Annotated in this window: 22 protein-coding genes and 3 pseudogenes; 11 read left to right on the forward strand and 14 right to left on the reverse strand. The window is 65.1% G+C overall.

Features of this window, described 5'->3' with window-relative positions; all coding sequences use genetic code 11:
* The coding region (locus AC3IFE_RS25845; protein WP_489192864.1) for an IS66 family transposase at positions 1 to 472 on the forward strand (472 nt) is incomplete at its 5' end.
* Positions 473 to 566: 94 nt separating this feature from the next.
* On the opposite strand, the gene AC3IFE_RS25850 is transcribed toward AC3IFE_RS25845, so the two are convergent.
* On the reverse strand, positions 567 to 968 hold the full coding sequence (locus tag AC3IFE_RS25850) for a hypothetical protein (RefSeq protein WP_489192866.1): 402 nt from the start codon (positions 966 to 968) through the stop codon (positions 567 to 569).
* Positions 969 to 2,521: 1,553 nt separating this feature from the next.
* Between AC3IFE_RS25850 and AC3IFE_RS25855 the strand changes: the two genes are divergently transcribed.
* Positions 2,522 to 2,821 (forward strand): helix-turn-helix domain-containing protein, encoded by a 300-nt coding sequence (locus AC3IFE_RS25855; protein WP_489192919.1) that lies wholly within the window; start codon positions 2,522 to 2,524, stop codon positions 2,819 to 2,821.
* A gap of 519 nt (positions 2,822 to 3,340) precedes the next feature.
* On the opposite strand, the pseudogene AC3IFE_RS25860 reads toward AC3IFE_RS25855, so the two are convergent.
* Both AC3IFE_RS25860 and AC3IFE_RS25865 read right to left on the reverse strand, forming a co-directional pair.
* A pseudogene (locus AC3IFE_RS25860) lies at positions 3,341 to 4,114 on the reverse strand (thymidylate synthase); the annotation flags it as partial.
* A 42-nt stretch (positions 4,115 to 4,156) separates the two neighbouring features.
* Entirely contained in the window at positions 4,157 to 5,554 is a 1,398-nt protein-coding gene (locus AC3IFE_RS25865) for a sigma-54 dependent transcriptional regulator (RefSeq protein ID WP_089466958.1), read from the reverse strand.
* 500 nt (positions 5,555 to 6,054) lie between these two features.
* On the opposite strand from AC3IFE_RS25865, the gene AC3IFE_RS25870 reads away from it, so the two are divergent.
* Entirely contained in the window at positions 6,055 to 6,402 is a 348-nt protein-coding gene (locus AC3IFE_RS25870; protein WP_489192868.1) for a hypothetical protein, read from the forward strand.
* A 289-nt stretch (positions 6,403 to 6,691) separates the two neighbouring features.
* Positions 6,692 to 7,192, forward strand: coding sequence for a dihydrofolate reductase (locus tag AC3IFE_RS25875; protein WP_089466955.1), 501 nt, complete (start codon positions 6,692 to 6,694; stop codon positions 7,190 to 7,192).
* Between the two features lie 85 nt (positions 7,193 to 7,277).
* Here the strand turns inward: AC3IFE_RS25875 and pmbA are convergent, their stop codons facing one another.
* Positions 7,278 to 8,648, reverse strand: a complete 1,371-nt coding sequence (gene pmbA / locus AC3IFE_RS25880; RefSeq protein ID WP_059574040.1) for a metalloprotease PmbA — start codon at positions 8,646 to 8,648, stop codon at positions 7,278 to 7,280.
* Between the two features lie 127 nt (positions 8,649 to 8,775).
* Here pmbA and yjgA point away from each other — a divergent pair, with 127 nt between their 5' ends.
* Both yjgA and mog read left to right on the forward strand, forming a co-directional pair.
* Entirely contained in the window at positions 8,776 to 9,378 is a 603-nt protein-coding gene (gene yjgA / locus AC3IFE_RS25885; RefSeq protein ID WP_277603196.1) for a ribosome biogenesis factor YjgA, read from the forward strand.
* A complete protein-coding gene (mog, locus tag AC3IFE_RS25890; protein WP_089466952.1) occupies positions 9,362 to 9,970 on the forward strand; it encodes a molybdopterin adenylyltransferase in 609 nt (202 codons plus the stop codon). Before yjgA ends, mog begins: the two co-directional genes overlap by 17 nt.
* Before the next feature lie 34 nt (positions 9,971 to 10,004).
* Here mog and orn read toward each other — a convergent pair whose 3' ends face one another.
* Positions 10,005 to 10,625 carry an oligoribonuclease gene (orn, locus tag AC3IFE_RS25895; protein WP_489192872.1) on the reverse strand — a complete coding sequence of 207 codons (621 nt, stop codon included), beginning with the start codon at positions 10,623 to 10,625 and terminating at the stop codon, positions 10,005 to 10,007.
* 125 nt (positions 10,626 to 10,750) lie between these two features.
* On the opposite strand from orn, the gene AC3IFE_RS25900 reads away from it, so the two are divergent.
* The 3 genes from AC3IFE_RS25900 (at position 10,751) to AC3IFE_RS25910 (ending at position 13,330) form a co-directional block, all read left to right on the forward strand.
* Positions 10,751 to 12,010 carry a M48 family metallopeptidase gene (locus AC3IFE_RS25900; RefSeq protein WP_489192874.1) on the forward strand — a complete coding sequence of 420 codons (1,260 nt, stop codon included), beginning with the start codon at positions 10,751 to 10,753 and terminating at the stop codon, positions 12,008 to 12,010.
* The gene (gene rsgA, locus AC3IFE_RS25905; protein WP_489192876.1) at positions 12,007 to 12,948 is read left to right on the forward strand and encodes a ribosome small subunit-dependent GTPase A; all 942 of its coding nucleotides are present in this window, start codon (positions 12,007 to 12,009) and stop codon (positions 12,946 to 12,948) included. Before AC3IFE_RS25900 ends, rsgA begins: the two co-directional genes overlap by 4 nt.
* Before the next feature lie 64 nt (positions 12,949 to 13,012).
* Complete coding sequence (locus tag AC3IFE_RS25910) at positions 13,013 to 13,330, forward strand: putative signal transducing protein (protein WP_489192878.1); 318 nt, start codon at positions 13,013 to 13,015, stop codon at positions 13,328 to 13,330.
* Between the two features lie 77 nt (positions 13,331 to 13,407).
* Here the strand turns inward: AC3IFE_RS25910 and AC3IFE_RS25915 are convergent.
* From AC3IFE_RS25915 to rpsP, 7 genes and pseudogenes are all read right to left on the reverse strand, one after another.
* A pseudogene (locus AC3IFE_RS25915) lies at positions 13,408 to 13,959 on the reverse strand (CobD/CbiB family protein); the annotation flags it as partial.
* Positions 13,953 to 14,750 (reverse strand): annotated as a pseudogene (locus tag AC3IFE_RS25920) (CobD/CbiB family protein); the annotation flags it as partial. The pseudogenes AC3IFE_RS25915 and AC3IFE_RS25920, both read right to left, overlap by 7 nt.
* Before the next feature lie 120 nt (positions 14,751 to 14,870).
* Complete coding sequence (locus AC3IFE_RS25925; RefSeq protein WP_489192880.1) at positions 14,871 to 15,557, reverse strand: CoA pyrophosphatase; 687 nt, start codon at positions 15,555 to 15,557, stop codon at positions 14,871 to 14,873.
* Positions 15,558 to 15,644: 87 nt separating this feature from the next.
* Complete coding sequence (gene rplS, locus AC3IFE_RS25930; protein WP_006486838.1) at positions 15,645 to 16,037, reverse strand: 50S ribosomal protein L19; 393 nt, start codon at positions 16,035 to 16,037, stop codon at positions 15,645 to 15,647.
* A gap of 133 nt (positions 16,038 to 16,170) precedes the next feature.
* A complete protein-coding gene (gene trmD / locus AC3IFE_RS25935; protein WP_006476548.1) occupies positions 16,171 to 16,965 on the reverse strand; it encodes a tRNA (guanosine(37)-N1)-methyltransferase TrmD in 795 nt (264 codons plus the stop codon).
* A 1-nt stretch (position 16,966) separates the two neighbouring features.
* Entirely contained in the window at positions 16,967 to 17,644 is a 678-nt protein-coding gene (gene rimM / locus AC3IFE_RS25940; protein ID WP_301739519.1) for a ribosome maturation factor RimM, read from the reverse strand.
* Between the two features lie 42 nt (positions 17,645 to 17,686).
* Entirely contained in the window at positions 17,687 to 17,941 is a 255-nt protein-coding gene (rpsP, locus tag AC3IFE_RS25945; protein WP_006476550.1) for a 30S ribosomal protein S16, read from the reverse strand.
* Between the two features lie 152 nt (positions 17,942 to 18,093).
* On the opposite strand from rpsP, the gene AC3IFE_RS25950 reads away from it, so the two are divergent.
* Positions 18,094 to 19,233 carry a PQQ-dependent sugar dehydrogenase gene (locus AC3IFE_RS25950; protein ID WP_489192885.1) on the forward strand — a complete coding sequence of 380 codons (1,140 nt, stop codon included), beginning with the start codon at positions 18,094 to 18,096 and terminating at the stop codon, positions 19,231 to 19,233.
* Positions 19,234 to 19,344: 111 nt separating this feature from the next.
* On the forward strand, positions 19,345 to 19,812 hold the full coding sequence (locus AC3IFE_RS25955) for an NINE protein (protein ID WP_301739517.1): 468 nt from the start codon (positions 19,345 to 19,347) through the stop codon (positions 19,810 to 19,812).
* A 51-nt stretch (positions 19,813 to 19,863) separates the two neighbouring features.
* Here the strand turns inward: AC3IFE_RS25955 and AC3IFE_RS25960 are convergent, their stop codons facing one another.
* Together AC3IFE_RS25960 and AC3IFE_RS25965 are read right to left on the reverse strand one after the other, a co-directional pair.
* Positions 19,864 to 21,042, reverse strand: coding sequence for a PA0069 family radical SAM protein (locus AC3IFE_RS25960; protein ID WP_489192887.1), 1,179 nt, complete (start codon positions 21,040 to 21,042; stop codon positions 19,864 to 19,866).
* A 90-nt stretch (positions 21,043 to 21,132) separates the two neighbouring features.
* Positions 21,133 to 21,621 (reverse strand): Lrp/AsnC ligand binding domain-containing protein, encoded by a 489-nt coding sequence (locus tag AC3IFE_RS25965; RefSeq protein WP_012492860.1) that lies wholly within the window; start codon positions 21,619 to 21,621, stop codon positions 21,133 to 21,135.
* Positions 21,622 to 21,657 lie beyond the last annotated feature (36 nt).

Below are 21,657 nucleotides of genomic sequence, written 5' to 3' on the forward strand. Positions count from 1 at the left end.
CAAGCTGTTCGCGGCCGAGGCGCGCAGCGCGAAGTGGAAGTCTGAACGCCGGCAGCGACTGCGCATCCGGTACAGCGCCCGCGTGCTCGACATCATCGAGCGCATGCTGGTCGAGCATCTACCAGGCGTCGTGCCGTCGAGTCTGCTCGGCAAGGCATTGCAGTACATGAGCGGGCAGTGGTCAAAGCTGGTCCGATACGTCGGTAACGGCAACTGGCCGATCTCGAACAACCTGTGCGAGAACGCGATCCGGCCGTTCGTCGTCGGCCGCAAGGGCTGGCTGTTCTCCGATACTGTCGCTGGCGCGCAGGCCAGCGCCAACCTGTACTCCCTCGTCGAGACGTGCAAGGCGAACGGCGTCGAGCCGTATCGCTATCTGGTCTGGCTGTTCACCAGGTTGCCGCTCGCCGCAACCGCCGACGACTATGCCGCCCTCATGCCATGGAGCATGCCTGCCACTCCCAACCTCTGATGGGCGTCGTTAAAAGACCGCATACCATGCTGGTACGGCTAGCAGCATCCTATTTTCCCATAGCACATGCAGCATGCGCGTCATGGCAACGTTCCTATCGCATGCCGTCCGTTTGCGCTTCCAGAACCTTAAAGAGTGTTGTGACGACGTCGTCGTCACCCTCAAAGACTGCGCCGTTGATGTCAGTCTGAGAGCCGTCTGCGTACATCAAGCTTGCGCGAGCTTGTGTTCGATGTGCCACCACGTCAAACCTTGCCAACGGCTGAACCGGCCCATCCGACTTCCGACCAAGGAATACAGTGAAGTGCTCCCCGGACGCACGAGGCGCCGAATATTTTTCACCACACATTTCGAGCACGCGCCTCACCTCCTCAAGGAGCGCAAAGGGAGGCCTGTCATCGGGCAACACGCTGCCTTCTACATCGCACAGATGCACCATTGCGGCGAGGTCTTTCTCAAAGGCGCCGTCGTAGAAAGCGATTGACAATTCACTCATGTTCTTCCGCGACCTCTGGTTAGTGGCGTGTGGACGTGTTACCTTTGTGAACATGCTCCACAGGAGCAATCGCCTCTTCCGGCGAAGTTGACAGCGGCTCAAGCGGCGCCACGTGTCGCACCCAATTGCGCAGGCTGAGAACAAGCGCCGTGTCCGGCTGGCTCGGGTCGAGCGGAGCGATATCTCATAGTCGACCCCGCAGGTTCTTTTAGCATTGCCTATAGCCGTCTGTCTGGGGAGCCACTTGCCAAGCCTCCAGCACGCGACGCGCAGTAGTGACCACGTCGTCGCCAATCAGATACGGGATTGGCGGAAGGTCCGCACTGGACTGAGCACTTCGCACGCTGGCGTATGCCAATGTGCCCTCGCAGCGAACATCGATTCGAAACGTGACCACCGCGCGAGGGCCCATGGTTGCATGGTAGGACGTCTCGTGAACGAAAATTGTGAACCGCCCGCACACCGGATATGGGCCACGTGGCGTTGGACAGGCAAGAGCCAGTAACGCGCGCTGCCACGTCGACCCTCGCGATTCGATTGAGCTGCCGTCGCACACCACGGACAAGGTGTCACCGGTGCAGTCGCCCAGATACACTGCAACGTCTGTCTGTAGGAAGGGGGCATCTGGCGACAAGCCAAGAGCCTCGCTCATCGCCCGTCCTCTGGTCTGTAGGTTGTTCATAAGCCGGGAGCGGCGATTCGCTCTCGAATCCATCTGCTTACGTGTGCCCAAACCGGCGGAAGGTAGCATCGAGGACCCGTGCTGCCACATCGCAAACTTCGGTTATCGGCACTGCCGGCAAGAATGGCGTCCCGCGCTCCATCCAAAAAAGCAGCAAATCCACCGTAACGCTGTCTTGAGCGGAGACCGGCAAAGTTGGAACCGCGGCATCAAGAACGTCGAAACTGGGATGCCGATGCGTCTCGAGCATGACCCCATTGGCGGCTGCTAGCTCAAGGCAACAAAAATATATGCACTCAAAGGCAAGGCAAAAGCGCGCGTGCAGAGATAGCGAATCCGTTTTGGCGTCGCGCAGAAGTGCCCCGCATGCAAGAAGCCGAGGACGTATGCATTCGAGGCACTGTCCACGTCGTTGGGTCGCATCAATCTTCGTCTGGTCGTCGGGGAGGCTTTCCGTCGCTTGCATTTGTGGCCTCGTTCGCTCGCCGCGGACTGTGTTTTCACTGCTAACGCCCATACCTTGCTACCGCGAAAGTGAGGCAGCCGCTGACGCAGAGCGACACCGTCGTGTCCGCCACAATGAGATTGGCGGCATCCGGGACCTTCACTAGCATCTTCAGCATCCTCAGGCGATTGCGTGACGTTGATGGCGCGTCACTCCCGCAAAAACGCGCTCTGCCGTGCCTCGCAAAGGCATAGCGCCCGCCGGGATTGTTGAGCCGACCCGCATGCAAGCCGTCTACTCAGACGTGTGCGCTCATCACGTGAAGTCTAAAACGAAATATATGCACTGTAAAGATTGGCAATTTATAAATTGCCACTTTATATAGGGTGGATTCACGGGAAGCGATAGGCGATGCTCCTGTCGCATATGGAAGACACCACAACACCAGAGCAGAAGGCCGCGCGGCTGCGGCTTGCTACAAATCTAAAGCTGCTGCGAGGCAAACTTGGGCTCTCGCAAGAGGTGCTCGCTGACCGCGTGGGATTGCACCGGAATCATCTGGGGCAGATTGAACGAGGGTCGGCGAACGTAACTTTGGACAATTTGGTCTCGCTCGCCAATGCACTCGGAGTCCAAGAATCGCTCTTGCTTGTCGAGCCTACTGAGCAACCGGTACCTATCAAGGCCGGCCGAAAGAAAAGAACTGATGTCAGGGGCGAGCCTTAAGGTCACAGGGAACATCTAAAACTGAGTACCAGTCATCCAACTGTCAACGACATCTGCGCGCCAGCGCAAGAGCTCTCGGTCGTACAGCTGAGCACGCGGCGGAAGCAGCCAGGGGCGGTGACGTGCTCGAAAGACGACCGCGCGTAGGGAAATACCGAGAACGTCTGCAAGCTCAATGGCGTCGAGGTAATGATAAGCCTCAGGAGTGGTGGTATCTGGCATGCCACATCTAGCGCCTGAGCTTAAATTTTAGATAGACGCTTAAGCATCAGCGTGGCGCTTGGGGCTTCGGTACCGACTATGGCGCGCGTCGCTCCTCAAGGGTTTACCGACCGAACGTAAGCTGGCTCATCCTGAAAGCTGAAGTTTCGTCAATCGCGTCGAAGAAATATCTGGGGACAGGTGCTGGACCGACCGGACCGCCGTCTAGGCCCCGCATGCTGGTACTTTTTGAGAAAGTACCGAGAGGAATTAGGCTGCAACCTAATGTCAGTGGTAGGTTGGTACTTTTTTAGGTTCCTCAAAGATGTGCGCGTCGCCGATGAAATACGTGAACCAGCGCGGCGTATAGCCCGTCAGCCGGCCGACGAGCGACAGCAGCGCGGCCCCTTCCGTCAGGTTGAACGGCGTGCCGAGGCCGACGTCGTTGCTGCGGATGTACAGGCACAGCGAGATCTCGCGCTTCGTCGCGTTCGGCAGGAACTGATACAGCAGATGGCACGCGGGCAGCGCGATCTGGTCGAGCACGGCTGGATTCCACGCGTGAAACAGGATGCGGCGATCGGACGGGTTCTCCATGATCGTGTCCAGGCACTGGCGCAACTGGTCGATCGCCTTGTACAGCAGCACCTTCGGCGCGCCGTCTTCGTCGAAACGCGTGACGATCCGGAAGCCACGGCGCGTCGCGTCGGCGATCTGCGCGTCGGCGCTCGCATCGAGCACCTTGTAGCCCGGCCACTGGCGCCATTGCACGCCGTATACGTCGCCGAGATCGTCGACGCCCTGACGATACGGGTTCGCGAGCCACTGCGCGTTCTCGTTCGCGTTCGCATCCCACACCTTGCAGCCGAGCGCGCGGAAATCGGCCGCGCTGCGCGACGCACGCAGGAAGCCGACCAGTTCGCCGATCGCGGACTTGAACGCGAGCTTCTTGGTCGTCACGGCCGGAAAGCCTTGCTGCAGGTCGAAGCGCAGCATCGCGCCCGGCATGCTGATGGTGCGAATTCCCGTGCGGTTCTCCTGCCAGGTGCCGGTATCGAGAATGGTACGAACGAGATCGAGATACTGTTTCATGCGGGTTCCTTCGGCCGCGAGGGGCGGCCGTACCCGCCGATTTTAGCAAGCGTGGCGCGGAAGCTCCGGCAACGGCGCCGAAAACCCTGCCAGCGTGTCGCCGCGATCGCGCATGCCGTGCGCGCACATCAGCCGGTAGAGCGTGACGCGCGACACGCCGAGCTCCCGCGCGGCATCGGCAAAACGGCCGCGATGGCGCAGCAGCGCCTGCTCGATCGCCTGCCGTTCGGCCGCCTCGCGCGCCTCCAGCAGCGACACCGGCGCGAGCGTCGCATAGTCGTTCAGCTCGAGATCGGCCGCGGTGATCATCCGGCCTTCCGACATCACGATCGCGCGCCGCACGCGGTTGATCAGCTCGCGCACGTTGCCCGGCCACGAATAGCCGTACAGCGACGCGACCGCGTCCGGGGAAAAGCCGCGCAGGCGGCGATGCGCATCGCCCTTGAAGCGCTCGAGCATGTGGCGCGCGAGCACCTCGATGTCCTTGCCGCGCGCGCGCAGCGGCGGCTCCTCGATCTTCAGCACGCACAGCCGGTGAAACAGATCCTCGCGGAAGCGCCCTTCGCGCAGCGCCGCTTCCATGTCCACGTGCGTCGCGCAGATCACGCGGACATCGACCGGCATCGACACGTGCGCGCCGAGCCGCTCGATCTTGCCTTCCTGCAGGAAACGCAGCAGGCTCGCCTGGCTTTCGAGCGGCAGGTCGCCGATCTCGTCGAGAAACAGCGTGCCGCCGTTGGCGGCCTCGACGCGGCCGATCTTGCGCTGGTTCGCACCGGTGAACGCGCCGCGTTCGTAGCCGAACAGTTCGGCCTGCAGCAGCGTCGACGGTATCGCACCGCAATTGATCGCGATGAACGGCGCCTGCGCGCGCGACGAACGCTCGTGAATCGCGACAGCCGTCAGTTCCTTGCCCGTGCCCGACTCGCCCGAGATGAACACCGGTGCGTCGGTCGCCGCGACCCGGCGAATCGTCCTGAAGAGCCCGAGCATCGCATCGCAGGTGCCGACCATCTCGCCTTCGCTGCGCCCGGCGCCGACCGGCGGCGCGACAGGATCGGTCAAGGCGACCATGCCGTGCGCATGGCCCACGGTCTCGACGATCCGCGCCGTTTCGTACGGCATCGTCACGTAGTCGAAGCAATAGTCGCGGATGAGATGCCGCAGCATCGCGTCCTGCAACTGGCCGCGCCGCGTCGCCGCGATCCAGCCGATGTGCTGGATGCTCAGGCAGGCTTCGAGTTCGCGCAAATCCGACGGCTTGAAGCCCGGCGAGAAATCGAGCAGGCCGGCGGTGGCCACGCCGTGCTGAACGACGCGCCGTACGTCGCGCACGGTCTCGGCGAGATCGACGCGCCAGCCGCGTTCGTCGAAATGGCCGCGCAACGCGTCGTTCGGTTCGCGCGAATAGTAGATCACGTGCCGCTGATCGGCTCCCATATGCTCACCCCGTTCATCAACCGTCTAACGATTGCCGCACACGTCAAATCGCGTGCAAAAGGATCGAATCGGGTCAGCCAGAGGTGGCTCGATTCGCCATGCCGATGCGCGGCAACGACAAAGCCTCGCATGATGGCGCTTATCTCGCGTCCAATAATTTTTGACAAGACAACTTGGTTATAGGCGCTGAATACGACAAACCCGTTTCAGCACCGATGGCGATGCGGCCAAATCGCTCAGGAGGTCGATGCAGATCAATCCTCTGCACATAATGGATGCGCACGAAGAGCTTCGTCACCAACACACGCGCCGATTTTCATCCTTCGAGCGTATCGGTTGAATCAGCAATATTCCCGAGCCGCCTCGTTTCAGGCCTGAAACATTCCCAGGCGTTTTCGGCCGCCATTCGAAATGCTCGGGCACGAATCGCAATGGCGGCAACGGTCCCGATACGGTGGCATGTATTTCGCTGAATACGGAGACGACCGGAGACAGTCGCCATGCGAAAACTTTTTTTACTTTCCTTCGTGCCGATGACGCTCGTGCTGTCGGCCGCCGGCCCGCCTGCACCGGCCTGCGCGGACGAAGGCATGCAGCCGCATCGCGCCACGCTGCTTGCCGAAAACACGCCGGGCAAACCCGACAACGGGTTCGGCATCGTGACCGTGTCGGCGCCGCAACCGCTGCCGGCACGCCAAGCCTCCGTGACGCTGTGGGACGAGATTTCACCGCCGCCCCAGTTGCCGCTGCCGGCGCCGCTGCCGGTGCCGGTGCCGCTGCCGCTGCCGCTGCCGGGCGATATCCGACATGCGATGGAAGGCGACGCGCGAGTCAATACGCATCCCTGATCATTCGACACCTCGATTCGATCGGGATTGCGTATCGACCTGACGATCCGGTCGGACGGGACGCCATCGAGCGGAACCGGTATCGCCGATCTCGCGATACCGAAAGTTTTTGTGCTCCGTCCCCCGGCGGGCACTCTTTTTATTCGGACGGCCGCCGCGGCGCGCGAGCATCCCACGTCGCGGCGCACGCCGCAAGCAACGCGGGCGCCCGTGCAGGCACGCGGAACCCGGCGCGCGCCGCCGTTCCGGTAAAATCGGCCCGTTCCGTCTTCCCTCTTCCCCGACCTTCATGACGACGTTGACCCTGATCGTCGCGCGTGCCCGCAACGGCATCATCGGCCGCGACAACCAGTTGCCCTGGAAACTTCCCGAGGATCTCGCGTTCTTCAAGCGCACGACGATGGGCGCGCCGATCGTGATGGGCCGCAAGACCCACGAATCGATCGGCCGGCCGCTGCCCGGCCGCCGCAATATCGTCGTCACGCGCGACGCCTCGCGCCGTTTCGACGGCTGCGACACCGTCACGTCGCTCGCCGACGCACTGGCGCTGGCCGCGCACGACGGCGTACCCGAGGCATTCCTGATCGGCGGCGCGCAACTCTACGCGGAAGGTCTCACGCTCGCCGACAAGCTGATCGTCACCGAGATCGATGCCGATTTCGACGGCGACGCGTCGTTCCCGGCGCCCGACGCCGCGCACTGGCAGGAGATCTCGCGCGACGCGCATCAGGCTGCTGCGCCGAACACGTTCGGCTATGCGTTCGTCGTCTACGAACGCAAGCGCGGCTGACATCTTCTTCGCACGATGAAAAAAGCCCGACCGGCTCGCGCCGGTCGGGCTTTGTCGCTTCCTGGCGGCCGGCGCCGCGCGCGGCTTACTGCCCCGCGATCGTCATCTGCTCGATCAGCACCGAGCCGGTTTCCTTCGTACCGCGCACGATCGAATCCGCACCGATCGCGACGATATGGCGGAACATCTCCTGCAGCGTGCTGGCGACGGTGATTTCCTCGACCGGATACTGGATCACGCCGTTCTCCACCCAGAAGCCCGCCGCGCCGCGAGAATAGTCGCCCGTCACGTAGTTCACGCCCTGCCCCATCAGCTCGGTCAGCAGCAGGCCCGTGCCGAGCTTCTTCAGCATTGCGTCGAAGTCGTCGCCCGCCTGCGTGTTCGAGCTGCGCAGCGCGAGGTTGTGCGAGCCGCCCGCGTTGCCCGTGGTTTGCGTGCCGAGCTTGCGTGCCGAATAGGTCGACAGGAAATAGCCTTCGACGACGCCGTCCTTCACGACACTGCGCGCACGCGTGCGCACGCCCTCCTCGTCGAACGGCGCGCTGCCCATCGCGCGCGGCACGTGCGGATCCTCGACCACCTGGATGTGCGGCGCGAACACCGGCTTGCCGAGGCTGTCGACGAGGAACGACGTCTTGCGATACAGCGCGCCGCCGCTCACCGCCTGCACGAACGCGCCGAGCAGGCCGGCCGCGAGCGGCGCTTCGAACAGCACCGGCACCTTGCGCGTGTCGAGACGGCGCGCACCCATCCGCGCGAGCGCGCGTTCGGCCGCGTAGCGGCCCACCGCTTCGGGCGCGGCGAGATCGATCGCGCTGCGCTTCGACGAATACCAGTCGTCGCGCTGCATGTGGCGGCCGCTGCCCGCGATCGGCGCGCAGGCGATGTAGTGGCGCGAGTACGGATAGCCGGCCAGGAAGCCGCGCGACGTCGCGAGCACGAACTGCGAATGCTGCGCCGACACGCTCGCGCCTTCCGAATTGCGGATCTGCGGGCTGACCGCGAACGCGGCGTCCTCCGCGCGGCGGGCGAGCTCGACGGCTTCGTCCGCGCTCAGCGCCCACGGGTGGTACAGATCGAGGTCGCGCGGATCGGTTTCGAGCAGCTCGGCTTCGGCGAGGCCGGCCGCTTCATCCTCCGCCGTGAAGCGCGCGATGTTGTAGGCGGCGGCGACGGTATCCTTGATCGCGGCCGGCGAGAAGTCCGACGTGCTCGCGTTGCCGCGCTTCTTGCCGATGAACACGGTGACGCCGACCATCTTGTCGCGGTTGTGCTCGATCGTTTCGACTTCGCCGCGGCGCACCGACACCGACAGGCCGTCGCCCTCGGAGATTTCGGTCGCGGCGTCGGTCGCGCCGAGCGCCTTCGCATGGCGAAGGATGTCCGATGCGATTTCCTTGAGCTGGTCCTGCGTGTGCGGGAAATAGCGCGCTTGTACGTCGAGATTGGCTGCCATCGTCTTGGTATCCGGTGGCGGGCGGGCGCCCGCATGGTCAAAATGTTGCGTATCCCGCGATCATAGCAAGGTCCGGGGCCGCGCACAGACAAGCTTGGGGTGTCCGCGCCGCGATACAATGCGGCCCATGACACGCAAAACCCGAATCCAGCCGATCGAGCCTGTCGCCGAAGAAGACGACAACGGCTACGATCGCCCCAGCAAATCCCAGTTGAAGCGCGAAATGCACGAGTTGCAGGTGCTCGGCCAGGCGCTCGTCGATCTGCCGAAAGACGCACTGAAGCGCATGCCGATGCCCGAAAGCCTCGCGGACGCCGTGCGCGAGGCGCGCCGGATCACCGATCACGAAGGCAAGCGCCGCCAGCTCCAGTACGTCGGCCGCGTGATGCGCTCGCTGACCGACGACGAAACGGCCGCGCTGCGCACCGCCCTCGACGCGCAACGCGGCGTGAACAAGGCCGCCACCGCCCGCCTGCACTGGATCGAGCGCACGCGCGAGCAGCTGCTCGCGAGCGACGACGCGCTGACCGAATTCCTGCGCCAGCACCCCGACGCCGACATCCAGGAAGGCCGCACGCTGATCCGCAATGCCCGCAAGGAAGCGCAGCAAGGCAAGCCGCCGCGCTATTTCCGCGAGCTGTTCCAGTGGATCAAGGCGGCCGGCGGCGCGTCCGACAGCGACGACGAAGCGGCCGACGAGGCCGGAGACGACCATGACGACGAAGCGTAACCACCCGGACGAGCTCGTGGTCGGCCTCGTGTCGATCAGCGACCGCGCGAGTACGGGGGTCTACGAAGACAAGGGCATTCCGGCGCTGCAGGAATGGCTCGCCGGCACGCTGGTTTCGCCGTGGCGTGCCGAAACGCGCCTGATCCAGGACGACGCGCCGACGATCTCGGCCACGCTGACCGAACTCGTCGACGTCGCCGGCTGCGACCTCGTGCTGACGACGGGCGGCACGGGCCCCGCGCGTCGCGACGTGACGCCGGAAGCCACGCTGGCCGTGGCGACGAAGGAAATGCCGGGATTCGGCGAACAGATGCGGCAGATCAGCCTGAATTTCGTGCCGACCGCGATCCTGTCGCGGCAGATCGCGGTGATCCGCGAAACGGCCGACCATGCGGCGCTGATCATCAACCTGCCCGGCCAGCCGAAGTCGATCCGGGAAACGCTGGAAGGGCTGCGCGACGCCGACGGCAAGTCGACCGTGCCCGGCATCTTCGCCGCGGTGCCCTACTGCATCGACCTGATCGGCGGCCCGTATATCGAGACCGACGCCGCGGTGGTCGCGGCGTTCCGGCCGAAAAGCGCGCGGCGCTGAGCGTTTGCCGAGCGCCCCGCGCGTGCCGGCCCGCTCAGGCCGCCGGCACGGAATCGCCTGTCGGCGCCGACGCGGCCGGAATCAGGAAATGCTCGCGGTAGTACTTCAGCTCGTCGATCGACTCGTGGATGTCGGCCAGGGCCGTATGCATCGCCCGCTTCTGGAAACCCTTGTAGATGGCCGGCTGCCAGCGGCGGCACAGCTCCTTGAGCGTGCTGACGTCGAGGTTGCGGTAGTGGAAGAACCGCTCGAATTCCGGCATCCAGCGCGCCATGAAGCGGCGATCCTGGCAAATCGAGTTGCCGCACATCGGCGACTTGCCCGGCGACACGTACTGCGCGAGGAACGCCTGCAGTTGCGCGGCGGCTTCCGCCTCGGTCACGGTCGATCCGCGCACGCGGTCGATCAGCCCCGAGCGGCCGTGCGTCGACTTGTTCCAGTCGTCCATCTTCGCGAGCGTCTCGTCGCTCTGGTGAATCGCGAACACCGGGCCCTCGACGGCGACGTCGAGCGTGGAATTGGTCACGACGACCGCGATTTCGATGATGCGGTCGTTATCCGGGTCGAGGCCCGTCATCTCCATGTCGAGCCAGACGAGGTTCAACTCGTTGCGCACGAGCGCGGGCTGGCTGGCGGAAGCGGCGGTATCGGTCATGATTCATCCTGGAAAATAGCGAACCGGGCGCGCCGATGCGGCGCCGCCCGGGCGGCCGGCATCGCATCAGCGGGGCCGGTCCGCAAGAACATATAATTCTCGCATAGAACCCTTTGGCGCCTTCGATGTCACCCTTTTCGTTCACCCTGCTGTTCGCGATCGCCGTACTCGCGATGGTCGTCACCAAGCTGTGGCTCGCGTCGCGGCAGATCCGCTTCGTCGCCGCGCACCGCAACGGCGTGCCCGCGCAGTTCAGCGCCACCATCCCGCTGACCGCCCACCAGCGCGCGGCCGATTACACGGTCGAGCGCACCCGGCTGACGATGCTCGAGATCGTCGTCAGCGCGGCCGTGCTGGTCGGCCTCACGCTGCTCGGCGGCGTCGGCGCGCTCGACACGCTGCTGACCGGCTGGCTCGGCCGCGGCTACGGGCAGCAGGTCGCGCTCGTTGCCACGGTGCTCGCGATCACGGGCGTGATCGACGTCCCGTTCGAGTATTACCGCCAGTTCGGGATCGAGCAGCGCTTCGGCTTCAACCGGATGACGAAGCGGCTGTTCTTCACCGACATGCTGAAAAACACGTTGCTCGGCGCCGTCCTCGGCCTGCCGCTGCTGTTCGTCGTGCTGTGGCTGATGAACCAGGCCGGCAACTTGTGGTGGCTGTGGACCTGGATCGTGTGGGTCGCGTTCCAGATGCTCGTGCTGTTGATCTACCCGACCTTCATCGCGCCGCTTTTCAACAAGTTCGAGCCGCTGAAGGACGACGCGCTGCGCTCGCGCATCGAGTCCCTGATGAAGCGCTGCGGCTTCGCAGCCAAGGGGCTGTTCGTGATGGACGGCAGCCGCCGCTCCGCGCACGGCAACGCGTACTTCACGGGCTTCGGCGCATCGAAGCGGATCGTGTTCTTCGACACGCTGCTCGCGCGTCTGTCCGGCCAGGAGATCGAAGCCGTGCTCGCGCACGAACTCGGTCACTTCAAGCGCCGCCACGTGATGAAGCGGATGCTCGTGTCGTTCGTGCTGAGCCTCGTGCTGCTCGGGCTGCTCGGCTGGCTCGCGCAACGCACGTGGTTCTATACGGGGCTCGGCGTCACGCCGTCGCTCGACACCAGCAACGCGGGCGCCGCACTCGTGCTGTTCTTCCTCGCGATTCCGGTGTTCCTGTTCTTCGCGACACCGTTCAGCAGCCTCACGTCGCGCAAGCACGAATTCGAGGCCGACGCGTTCGCGGCCAGCCAGACCGACGCGCAGGATCTCGTCAGCGCGCTCGTGAAACTCTATGAGGACAACGCGTCGACGCTGACGCCCGACCCCGTCTACACGGCCTTCTACTACTCGCATCCGCCTGCGTCGCAGCGGATCGACCGCCTGCTGCAGCACGCATGAGCCGGCCGACCTCCCGCCAGCCGGCCCCGCGCGCCTCGGGCGCGCAGCGGGCCGAAGGCCGCGTGATCGCGGCGCACGGCCGCCACTACATCGTCGCGCCCGACGACGGCGGGCCGATGCTGCAATGCTTCCCGCGCGGCAAGAAGAGCGACATCGCGGTCGGCGACCGCGTCGTGTACGAACTCGCATCGGCCGACCAGGGCGTGATCGTGGAAATCGGCGAACGGCGCAACCTGCTGTACCGCTCCGACCAGTTCAAGTCGAAGCTGTTCGCGGCGAACCTCGACCAGTTGCTGATCGTGCTCGCGACCGAGCCCTATTTCAGCGAGGATCTGCTCGGCCGCGCGCTGATCGCGGCCGAGGCGAACGAGCTGAAGCCGCTCGTCGTGCTCAACAAGATCGACGTCGAGGCCGCGCTGCCGGTTGCGCGCGAGCGTCTCGCGCCGTACCGCGCGCTCGGCTACGACGTGCTCGAGCTCTCCGTGAAAGGTGCGCCGGACGACGCGCGCGCGCAGTTGATGCCGCACCTCGCCGGGCATTCGACGATCCTGCTCGGCCAGTCCGGGATGGGCAAATCGACGCTCGTGAACCTGCTCGTGCCCGACGCCGAAGCCGCGACCCGCGAGATTTCGGCCGCGCTCAACAGCGGCCGTCACACGACCACGTTCACGCGCCTGTACCCGCTGGAAGGCGGCGGTGCGCTGATCGATTCGCCGGGCTTCCAGGAATTCGGCCTCTACCACCTGACCGAAGGCCGCCTCGAACGCGCGTTTCCGGAGTTCCGGCCGCTGCTCGCGGACTGCCGTTTCTATAATTGCCATCATCTGCACGAGCCCGGCTGCGCGATCCTCGAAGCCGTCGCCGACGGCCGCATCGCGCCGTCCCGGCACGCGCTGTACGCGCAGCTCGTGCACGAGGCAAACCAGATCGTGCGCTGATCGCGCGACGTGTGCGACGGCCGGCCGGCGCCAGCCGGGCCGGCCTTCATCGACAGGAGCCGCGATGCGTTTCAAGGCACCCGACCTCGCGACCGCACAGCATTGGGCCAACGTGCTCCAGGTGGCCGGCATCGGCTGCGAGCTGCACAACTGCTACGCGACCGGCGCGCTCGGCGGCCTGCCCGCCGATGCGTGCACGCCCGAACTGTGGCTGAACGACGAACGCGATGATGCGCTCGCCCGTCGGCTCCTCGACGCCGCGTCGCACGGCCCGTCGGCCGGCGCGGCACCTTGGCGCTGCCGGCAGTGCGGCGAAGCGCTGGAAGCGCAATTCACCGCGTGTTGGCAATGCGGCGCCGTGCGCGATCCACTCGACGACTGAACGCACCGCGCCGACGCACAGCGAAAAGGCCGGCATCGAGCCGGCCTTTTCATTTCATCGGGCGCTGGGTTAGCACGTCACGATACCCAGACGGCCAGCGTCAGCATCAACAGCAGGATCATCCACAAGATCACCGCGCGCCACACGAGGCCGACCGCCGACTGCAGCGTGCGCGGCGTGCAATCGTCACCGACCGTCAACGGACCGCTGTCGCCGACCGCCAGCGCATCGAGGCTCGACGGTTCCGCGAGCGGCCCCGCGAGACGCGCGCCGAGCGCACCGCTGCCCGCAGCCAGCAATACGCCGTCGTTCGGGTCGGGCCACTGGCGCGTATGGTTGCGCCACGCATAGATCGCATCCTCGAAATTGCCGACGATCGCGAAGCCGAGCGCCGTCAGTCGGGACGGAATCCAGTCGATCACGAAGAACGCGCGCTGCGCGAACGTCGAGAACGCGGCCGTGCGGTCGTCGCCCGGCGTCGACCAGCTACGCGCGAGGTATTCGGAAATCCGGTACAGCACGGCGCCGGCCGGGCCGATCGGCAGCACGTACCAGAAGAACACGCCGAACACGTGCCGATGCGACGCGACGACCGCGTGGATCAGCGTATGGCGGACGATTTCGCCGACCGATCGAGGCTCGACGGTTCCGCGAGCGGCCCCGCGAGACGCGCGCCGAGCGCACCGCTGCCCGCAGCCAGCAATACGCCGTCGTTCGGGTCGGGCCACTGGCGCGTATGGTTGCGCCACGCATAGATCGCATCCTCGAAATTGCCGACGATCGCGAAGCCGAGCGCCGTCAGTCGGGACGGAATCCAGTCGATCACGAAGAACGCGCGCTGCGCGAACGTCGAGAACGCGGCCGTGCGGTCGTCGCCCGGCGTCGACCAGCTACGCGCGAGGTATTCGGAAATCCGGTACAGCACGGCGCCGGCCGGGCCGATCGGCAGCACGTACCAGAAGAACACGCCGAACACGTGCCGATGCGACGCGACGACCGCGTGGATCAGCGTATGGCGGACGATTTCGCCGACCGGCATGTCGACCGTGTCGAGGCCCGTCCACTCGTGCAGGATCTCGCGCGCGCGCGGCACGTCGTCGTTGTTGAGCGCGAGATGGATATCGGTGAAGTAGTGGCTGAACTGGCGGAAGCCGAGCGTGAAATACACGACGGCGACGTTCCACAGGAACGCGAGCACGAAACTCACCTTGTACAGCAGGAAATAGATCAGCGCGACGATCAGCACCCACGGCAGCACGACCGCGAGCCATGCGAGGATCCCGTGCTTCTGCTTGCCGGCGTCGAGGCCATGCGCGACGGTTTCCGCATGAAACTGGAACAGTGCGAACACCGGATTGCTCGGCGACAACGCGCGGACCTGTTCGATGATGAGAGCGAGGAGAACCGAAAAGAAAGTCATGCGTGGCGCCGTCTTCGGAGTTATGTCATTTTTTGCATAACGATAGCACAGCGTCAGCCGCGCATGGCTGCCGGCGCGGTCGCCGCGCGGGCGCTCGCGCGCACCGGCCGGCGCGCCCGCCTACCCGGCGACCAAGAAGCGATACAGATTGCGAAACATGGCGGCAGTTGCGCCCCAGATGAAGTAATGCCCTTCCGATTCGTCGTTCGGATAGGGCATGGCAAAAAAACGACGCTCGCCGCCTTCCCACCGGAACACGCGAACCTGATGGTTCGCGGGATTCATCACGAACGCGAGCGGCACTTCGAAAATCTCGGCGACTTCGAACGTGTCGGCCTGCACGGTGAACGGCGGATGCACGAGGCCGACGATCGGCGTCACGCAGAAACCCGTGCCGGTCAGGTAGTCGGGCAACGCACCGAGAATCTCGACGCGTTCGGCGGCCAGCCCGATCTCCTCCTTCGCCTCGCGCAAAGCGGTGGCGGTCGCATCGCGGTCGAACGGCTCGCGACGGCCGCCGGGAAAACTGATTTGCCCGGCGTGGTCGTTCAGGTGATCGGCGCGCTGCGTCAGCAGGACGGTGAGGCCCGACTCGCGGACGACGAGCGGCATGAGGACGGCGGCGCTGCGTGGATCGACGCCTTCCTGCAACTTCGCTTCGCCGGGCTCGACGCTCCACTCGAGCGTGCGCGCGAAGCGATCGCGCAGGCCGGACGGCGTCATCAGCCCGGAATCGATGACAGGCAGGCCGGCACCGGTGCCTTCGACCGGCAGTACTTCGGGATCGATGATGGGGCGGCGATTCAATGGGGCTCTCGGGTTCGTGTCGTATCGAGCATATTGTCGCGCCAGAATGAAAAAAGCACCCGGTTGGGTGCTTTTTCCTTACAGCTCTTACTCTTGGGAAGCTGCTGCGGCGCGATCCTTCGACACCAGCTTTTCCTTGATACGAGCCGACTTGCCCGAACGCTCGCGCAGGTAGTACAGCTTCGCACGACGCACATCACCGCGACGCTTCACGACGATGCTTGCCAGCAGCGGCGAGTACGTCTGGAACGTACGCTCGACGCCTTCGCCCGACGAGATCTTGCGGACGATGAAGTTCGAGTTCAGACCACGATTGCGAATCGCGATCACGACGCCTTCGTAAGCCTGAACGCGCTTGCGGTTACCTTCAACCACGTTCACGTTCACGATCACCGTGTCGCCCGGGGCGAAATCGGGGATGGTCTTGCCGGCGAGCGCGCGCTCGATTTCTTCCTGCTCAAGTTTTGCGATCAGATTCATTACTGACTCCTTATGCCATCGTGTCGGCGTTCACACCCGCCTGCTTCCAGGCCTGGCCCCGATAGAGGATGGATTCACATCAGGCGCCGCACACGCATGTGCGGCACCGCCAATTCCCGCTCGCGCAGCCGCCTCAGGAGGCGTCCTTCGCTTCGCGTGCGAGGTTCGCGAGCCACGCCTCGTCGGCGCGGCTCAGCAACTTCTCGCGGCGCGCCCGGACGATCAGGTCCGGCCGCTTCCGCAACGTATTCCTCAATGCTTCCTGCCGCCGCCACTTCTCGATCTCGGCATGATGCCCGCCGAGCAGCACGTCCGGCACGCGCACACCGTCGTATTCCTCGGGACGCGTGTAGTGCGGACAATCGAGCAGGCCGTCCGCGAAGCTGTCCTGCACGGCCGACAGCGAATCGTTCAGCACGCCGGGCAGCAACCGCACGACGGCATCCATCATCGCCATCGCCGGCAATTCGCCGCCCGACAGCACGAAATCGCCGAGGCTGATTTCCTCGTCGACGCAACGATCGAGCAGGCGCTGGTCGATCGCTTCGTAGCGACCGCACAGCACGACGACGCCGGGTTCCTGCGCCATCCGCACCGCCCGATCGTGCGTGAGCGGCGCGCCTTGCGGCGACATCATCACGACGCGCGTGCTCGCGATGCCCTGCTCCGCCTGCGCCGCTTTCGCGGCGTCGATCGCGGCTTCGAGCGGCCTGGCCAGCATCACCATGCCCGGACCGCCACCGTACGGGCGATCGTCGACCGTGCGGTAGTTGTCCGTCGTGAAATCACGCGGGTTCCAGGTGCGCAACCCGAAGCGCCCCTGCTTCACGGCCCGGCTGGTGATCCCCCAGTCGGTCAGTGCACGGAACATCTCGGGAAAGAGCGTGACGACGTCGAACTGCACCGCGCTCTCGGTAACCTGGTTCATTTCAGTAATCGGCTTCCCAGTCGACGACGATGCGACGCGCCGCCTGATCCACCGTTTTGACGTAGACGCCGACGAACGGAATCAACCGCTCGTCGGTGGTCGGCTGACCGTCCTTGCCGGTTGCCGGATACTCGACACGCATGATCGAATGCACGCCGTTGTCGATCATCCCGCTCACCTTCCCGAGCGCCACCGATTGCTCGTTGACGACCTCGAGGCCGATCAGGTCGACCCAATAGAATTCGTCCGCGGCCAGTGCCGGGAAATCTTCCCGGCGCACGAACACGCGAAAGCCGCGCATGGACAGCGCAGCATCGCGGTCGCTGACGCCCGCGGGTTGCGCAACGACAGTGTCGCTGTGCGTCTTCGACTGCATGATGCGGACGGAAAGCCGCTCCGCACCGCGTTCCAGCCACCAGCGACGCGCGTTGAGCAGCGCGTCGCCACCGCGACCGGCATCGGCATGCGTCGCCACCTTGACCCAGCCCTTCAGGCCGTAGGCGTCGACCACCGCTCCGACCTCGACGGCATCGTCGGGCCAGGCTTGCGTCGCTTCGGGACTGCCTCGTTCGGCAGCCTGACCGGCGTTCGCGACCGCGTCGCGCTCGACCGGCTTGCGGACGAATGCGCCGAATGACGCACGCCCGCGCCTTGCATTACCGGAATCGTGACCCGCCATCAATGCACCTCACAGCCGGCACGACCGGCACACCGTGCCATGTCAGGCAGCCGGTTGCGCCTTTTGCGCTTCCTTCACGAGACGCTGGACGGTCGGCGACAGTTGCGCGCCAACGCCTTGCCAGTACGTCAGGCGATCCTGAGCGATACGCAGCGATTCGCCCTTCGTGGCGACCGGGTTGTAGAAGCCGACGCGCTCGATGAAGCGGCCGTCACGACGGTTGCGCGAATCGGTAGCAACGATGTTGTAGAACGGGCGCTTCTTCGAGCCGCCACGAGCCAGACGGATGATAACCATATGATGTCCTTCGGGAAAACCGGGTTCGAAACTACTGAAACACGCGATTATAGCCGGAAACCAGAGGTACAACAAACACTTACGCGTAAAAATCCGCGGACGGCCCGTGCGCCGGGCATACAATCGTCGTATCCAGGATGCTCCCGACCGTCATGCCATCCCTTCGCGCCACCCCGATGCGCCGCGTGCAGCACCCGTTCGCGGCGCTGCTTGCCGGCCTTGCCTGCCTCGCGTGCGCCCCGGCGTTTGCCGCGCCGTTGCCGGTGAACGAACTCGTCCTTCCGCCCGGCTTCCATGTGGACGTGCTGACCGACGCCGTACCGGCCGCACGGGAAATGGCGTGGTCGCCGCGCGGCATCCTGTATGTCGGCTCGCGGGAGGGCCGCGTCCATGCGCTGGTGATGCACGAGGGCCGGATCAGCGCACGCTACGTCATCGCGTCGGGACTCGACATACCCGTCGGCGTGGCCTACCGCGGCGGCTCCCTTTATATATCCGCCGTGTCGCGCATCCTGCGCCTCGACCATATCGACGACCGGCTCGCGAAACCGCCCGCGCCCGTCGTCGTGACCGACGCCCTGCCGACCGATCACCATCACGGCTGGAAATTCATCGCGTTCGGCCCCGACGGCAAGCTGTACGTGCCGATCGGCGCGCCGTGCAACGTGTGCCTCGCGGATCGCGGCCGCTACGCGATCATCGCGCGGATGAACGCCGACGGCAGCGGGCGCGAAGTGTTCGCTCGCGGCATACGCAATACGGTCGGCTTTGCATGGCACCCCGATTCGGGCGAGCTGTGGTTCACCGACAACGGGCGCGACATGATGGGCGACGACGTACCGGACGACAAGCTGAACCGCGCGCCGCGCGCCGGCCTCGATTTCGGCTTTCCATACTGCCACGGCGGCGATACGCCCGACCCCGAATTCGGCAGCGCCGACGTCTGCCGACGTTATGTGCCGCCCGTCCTGAAACTCGGCGCGCATGTCGCGGCGCTCGGGATGCGCTTCTACACCGGGCCGATGTTTCCCGCGTCGTATCGAAATAATGTCTTCATTGCCGAACACGGCTCGTGGAACCGCAGCACGAAGGTCGGTTACCGCGTGACGCGCGTGGTCGCCTCCGCGGACGGCGGCCACGCTCATCAAACGCCGTTCGTCACGGGCTGGCTGCGGCCCGACGGCACGGCATGGGGACGCCCGGCCGATGTATTGCCGCTGCCAGACGGCTCGCTGCTCATCAGCGACGATTACGCAGGCGCGATCTACCGGGTGACTTATGCGGCACCTTGACGCAGGCGAGGGGTGACCGGCCCCGACCGGGCATCGTAGAATGCGTGCCGGGCCGCGCGCCCGCGCCGGCCTGCCGGCCCCGCCCATGCCAACGACGATACGCCGCCATCCATGTCCAGCAGCACCGCATCGCCCCGCCGCTTCCGCTCCAAGACGCTCACCGCCGCCCTCGCATTCCTGCTCGGATCGCTCGGCGCACACCGCTTCTATCTGTACGGCTTTCGCGACGTGTACGGCTGGGCGCACCTGCTCGCGACGATCGTCGGCATCCCGGGCTTCCTCCTGCTCGCCGAAACCCAACGCAGCGCCGGCCTCGGCTGGTGGCTCGCGGCACCCGGTGCCATCTCGCTGCTGGCGGCGTTCCTCGCCGCACTTGTCTACGGGCTGCGCCCCGACGAAAAATGGGATGCGCAATTCAACGCGGACACCGGCAAGCACAGCCGGTCGGGCTGGACCGTGATCTTCGTCGTGATCTTCTCGCTGTTGATCGGCGCGTTCCTGTTGATGACCGCCCTCGCGCTGTCGTTCCAGACGTACTTCGAATCGCAGGTCGAAGCAGCCAAGCAGATTTCGCAGTAAGCACGACCAATACGGTCGATACGGCCCACCGACGGCTGCGTTGGTCGCCGGTCAGAACAGGTTCAACTGCATGTCGTCGCGCGACTTCGCGCCGGCTGCACGAACCGCGACGCGCGGCGCCGGCACCCCGGCGCCAGACGCAGCGCGGAACCGCGACAGATCGAGGATGCCGTTCGTACGCTCGTTCAACCCGAGCCGCTTGACGGCCTGGCGGAAGCGCTGCCGCAACAGGTCGGCCCAGATCCCCTCGCCCTTCATCCGTTTCGAGAAATCCGAGTCGTAATCCTTGCCGCCGCGCATGTCGCGCACACGGTTCATCACGCGCTCCGCACGATCGGGAAAATGCGCGGCAAGCCACTGCTTGAACAACGGCGCGACCTCCCACGGCAACCTCAGGATGATGTAGCTCGCGTGCGTCGCACCGGCTTCCGCGCAGGCTTCGAGCACGCGCTCCATGTCGGGCTCGGTCACGAACGGAATCACCGGCGCAATGCTCACGCCGACCGGCACGCCCGCATCGCGCAGCGCACGGATCGTGCGCAACCGCCGCGCCGGCGTGGCCGCGCGCGGCTCGAGCGTGCGCGCGAGTTCGGCATCGAGCGTCGTGATCGTGACCGCCGCCATCACCTGCCCGCGTTCGGCCATCGGCGCGAGCAGGTCGAGATCGCGCTCGATCAGCGATGACTTCGTGATCGCCGCGAACGGCAGCCCGCGGTCGTGCATCACCTGGATCACGCTGCGCGTGATGCGCAGGTCGCGCTCGACCGGCTGGTACGCGTCGGTGTTGACGCCGAGCGCGATCGGCTCCGGCACGTAGCGCTTGCGCGAAATCTCGCGCTCGAGCAGTTCGGCTGCGTTGACCTTCGCGTAGATGCGGCTTTCGAAATCGAGACCCGGCGACAGCCCGAGGTAGCTGTGCGTCGGCCGCGCGAAGCAGTAGATGCAGCCGTGCTCGCAGCCGCGATACGGATTGAGCGACACGCTGAACGGAATATCGGGCGACTGGTTGTGCGTCAGGATGCTCTTCGCCCGTTCCTCGAAGACCTGCGTGCGCAGCGGCGCGGGGAAATCGGCATCGTCGGACTCGTGCGTCCAGCCGTCGTCCACCGCTTCGCGCTGCGCGAGTTCATACCGCCCCTGCAGGTTGTCGACCGCACCGCGCCCCTTGCGGGGCACGGGCGGCGCTATCGGAAATTCGTTGTCGGACCGATCGTCCATGTGCCCACCCATTCGCCTGCGCCCAATACTGTACATTTATACAGTATTGGGCGCAGCATGCCAAGCACGGGATAAAGGGCCGGACGACGGGCCGCGGGCACGTCACTCGCCGACGGCGATCGTCAGCGTTTCCTTGATTTCTTCCATCACGACATAGCTCTTCGACTGCACGGCGCCCGGCAACTGCAGCAGGATGTCGCCGAGCAGCTTCCGGTAGTCGGCCATCTCGCCGATCCGCGCCTTGATCAGGTAGTCGAAATCGCCGGAGACGAGGTGGCATTCGAGCACCTCGTCGATCTTCATCACTTCCCGGCGGAATTGCTCGAACATGTTGCCGCCCTTGTGGCCGAGCGTGATCTCGACGAAAACCAGCAGCGCGGCCCCCAATTGGCCCGGGTCGACTCGCGCGTGATAGCCGGTGATCACGCCGTCGCGCTCCATGCGCCGCACGCGCTCGATGCACGGCGTGACGGTCAATCCGACCTGTTCCGCGAGGTCTTTCATCGCCATCCGGCCGTCGTCCTGGAGCAGTTTCAGGATGCGCCGGTCGAGCTTGTCGAGCGAGCGTACGGGCTGACGTTGCGTTCTCATTTGTTTATGCTGAAAACCAGAAAAATACAATAACAA

This window comes from Burkholderia sp. APQ4-4ca, assembly GCF_057837105.1.

What these genes read in the sequence shown, in the direction of transcription:
- AC3IFE_RS25850 (WP_489192866.1), bottom strand. Translation starts at nt 968, where the DNA reads ATGAGTGAATTGTCAATCGCTTTCTACGACGGCGCCTTTGAGAAAGAC.
- AC3IFE_RS25855 (WP_489192919.1), top strand. Translation starts at nt 2,522, where the DNA reads ATGGAAGACACCACAACACCAGAGCAGAAGGCCGCGCGGCTGCGGCTT.
- AC3IFE_RS25865 (WP_089466958.1), bottom strand. Translation starts at nt 5,554, where the DNA reads ATGGGAGCCGATCAGCGGCACGTGATCTACTATTCGCGCGAACCGAAC.
- AC3IFE_RS25870 (WP_489192868.1), top strand. Translation starts at nt 6,055, where the DNA reads ATGCGAAAACTTTTTTTACTTTCCTTCGTGCCGATGACGCTCGTGCTG.
- AC3IFE_RS25875 (WP_089466955.1), top strand. Translation starts at nt 6,692, where the DNA reads ATGACGACGTTGACCCTGATCGTCGCGCGTGCCCGCAACGGCATCATC.
- pmbA (WP_059574040.1), bottom strand. Translation starts at nt 8,648, where the DNA reads ATGGCAGCCAATCTCGACGTACAAGCGCGCTATTTCCCGCACACGCAG.
- yjgA (WP_277603196.1), top strand. Translation starts at nt 8,776, where the DNA reads ATGACACGCAAAACCCGAATCCAGCCGATCGAGCCTGTCGCCGAAGAA.
- mog (WP_089466952.1), top strand. Translation starts at nt 9,362, where the DNA reads ATGACGACGAAGCGTAACCACCCGGACGAGCTCGTGGTCGGCCTCGTG.
- orn (WP_489192872.1), bottom strand. Translation starts at nt 10,625, where the DNA reads ATGACCGATACCGCCGCTTCCGCCAGCCAGCCCGCGCTCGTGCGCAAC.
- AC3IFE_RS25900 (WP_489192874.1), top strand. Translation starts at nt 10,751, where the DNA reads ATGTCACCCTTTTCGTTCACCCTGCTGTTCGCGATCGCCGTACTCGCG.
- rsgA (WP_489192876.1), top strand. Translation starts at nt 12,007, where the DNA reads ATGAGCCGGCCGACCTCCCGCCAGCCGGCCCCGCGCGCCTCGGGCGCG.
- AC3IFE_RS25910 (WP_489192878.1), top strand. Translation starts at nt 13,013, where the DNA reads ATGCGTTTCAAGGCACCCGACCTCGCGACCGCACAGCATTGGGCCAAC.
- rplS (WP_006486838.1), bottom strand. Translation starts at nt 16,037, where the DNA reads ATGAATCTGATCGCAAAACTTGAGCAGGAAGAAATCGAGCGCGCGCTC.
- trmD (WP_006476548.1), bottom strand. Translation starts at nt 16,965, where the DNA reads ATGAACCAGGTTACCGAGAGCGCGGTGCAGTTCGACGTCGTCACGCTC.
- rimM (WP_301739519.1), bottom strand. Translation starts at nt 17,644, where the DNA reads ATGGCGGGTCACGATTCCGGTAATGCAAGGCGCGGGCGTGCGTCATTC.
- rpsP (WP_006476550.1), bottom strand. Translation starts at nt 17,941, where the DNA reads ATGGTTATCATCCGTCTGGCTCGTGGCGGCTCGAAGAAGCGCCCGTTC.
- AC3IFE_RS25950 (WP_489192885.1), top strand. Translation starts at nt 18,094, where the DNA reads ATGCCATCCCTTCGCGCCACCCCGATGCGCCGCGTGCAGCACCCGTTC.
- AC3IFE_RS25955 (WP_301739517.1), top strand. Translation starts at nt 19,345, where the DNA reads ATGTCCAGCAGCACCGCATCGCCCCGCCGCTTCCGCTCCAAGACGCTC.
- AC3IFE_RS25960 (WP_489192887.1), bottom strand. Translation starts at nt 21,042, where the DNA reads ATGGGTGGGCACATGGACGATCGGTCCGACAACGAATTTCCGATAGCG.
- AC3IFE_RS25965 (WP_012492860.1), bottom strand. Translation starts at nt 21,621, where the DNA reads ATGAGAACGCAACGTCAGCCCGTACGCTCGCTCGACAAGCTCGACCGG.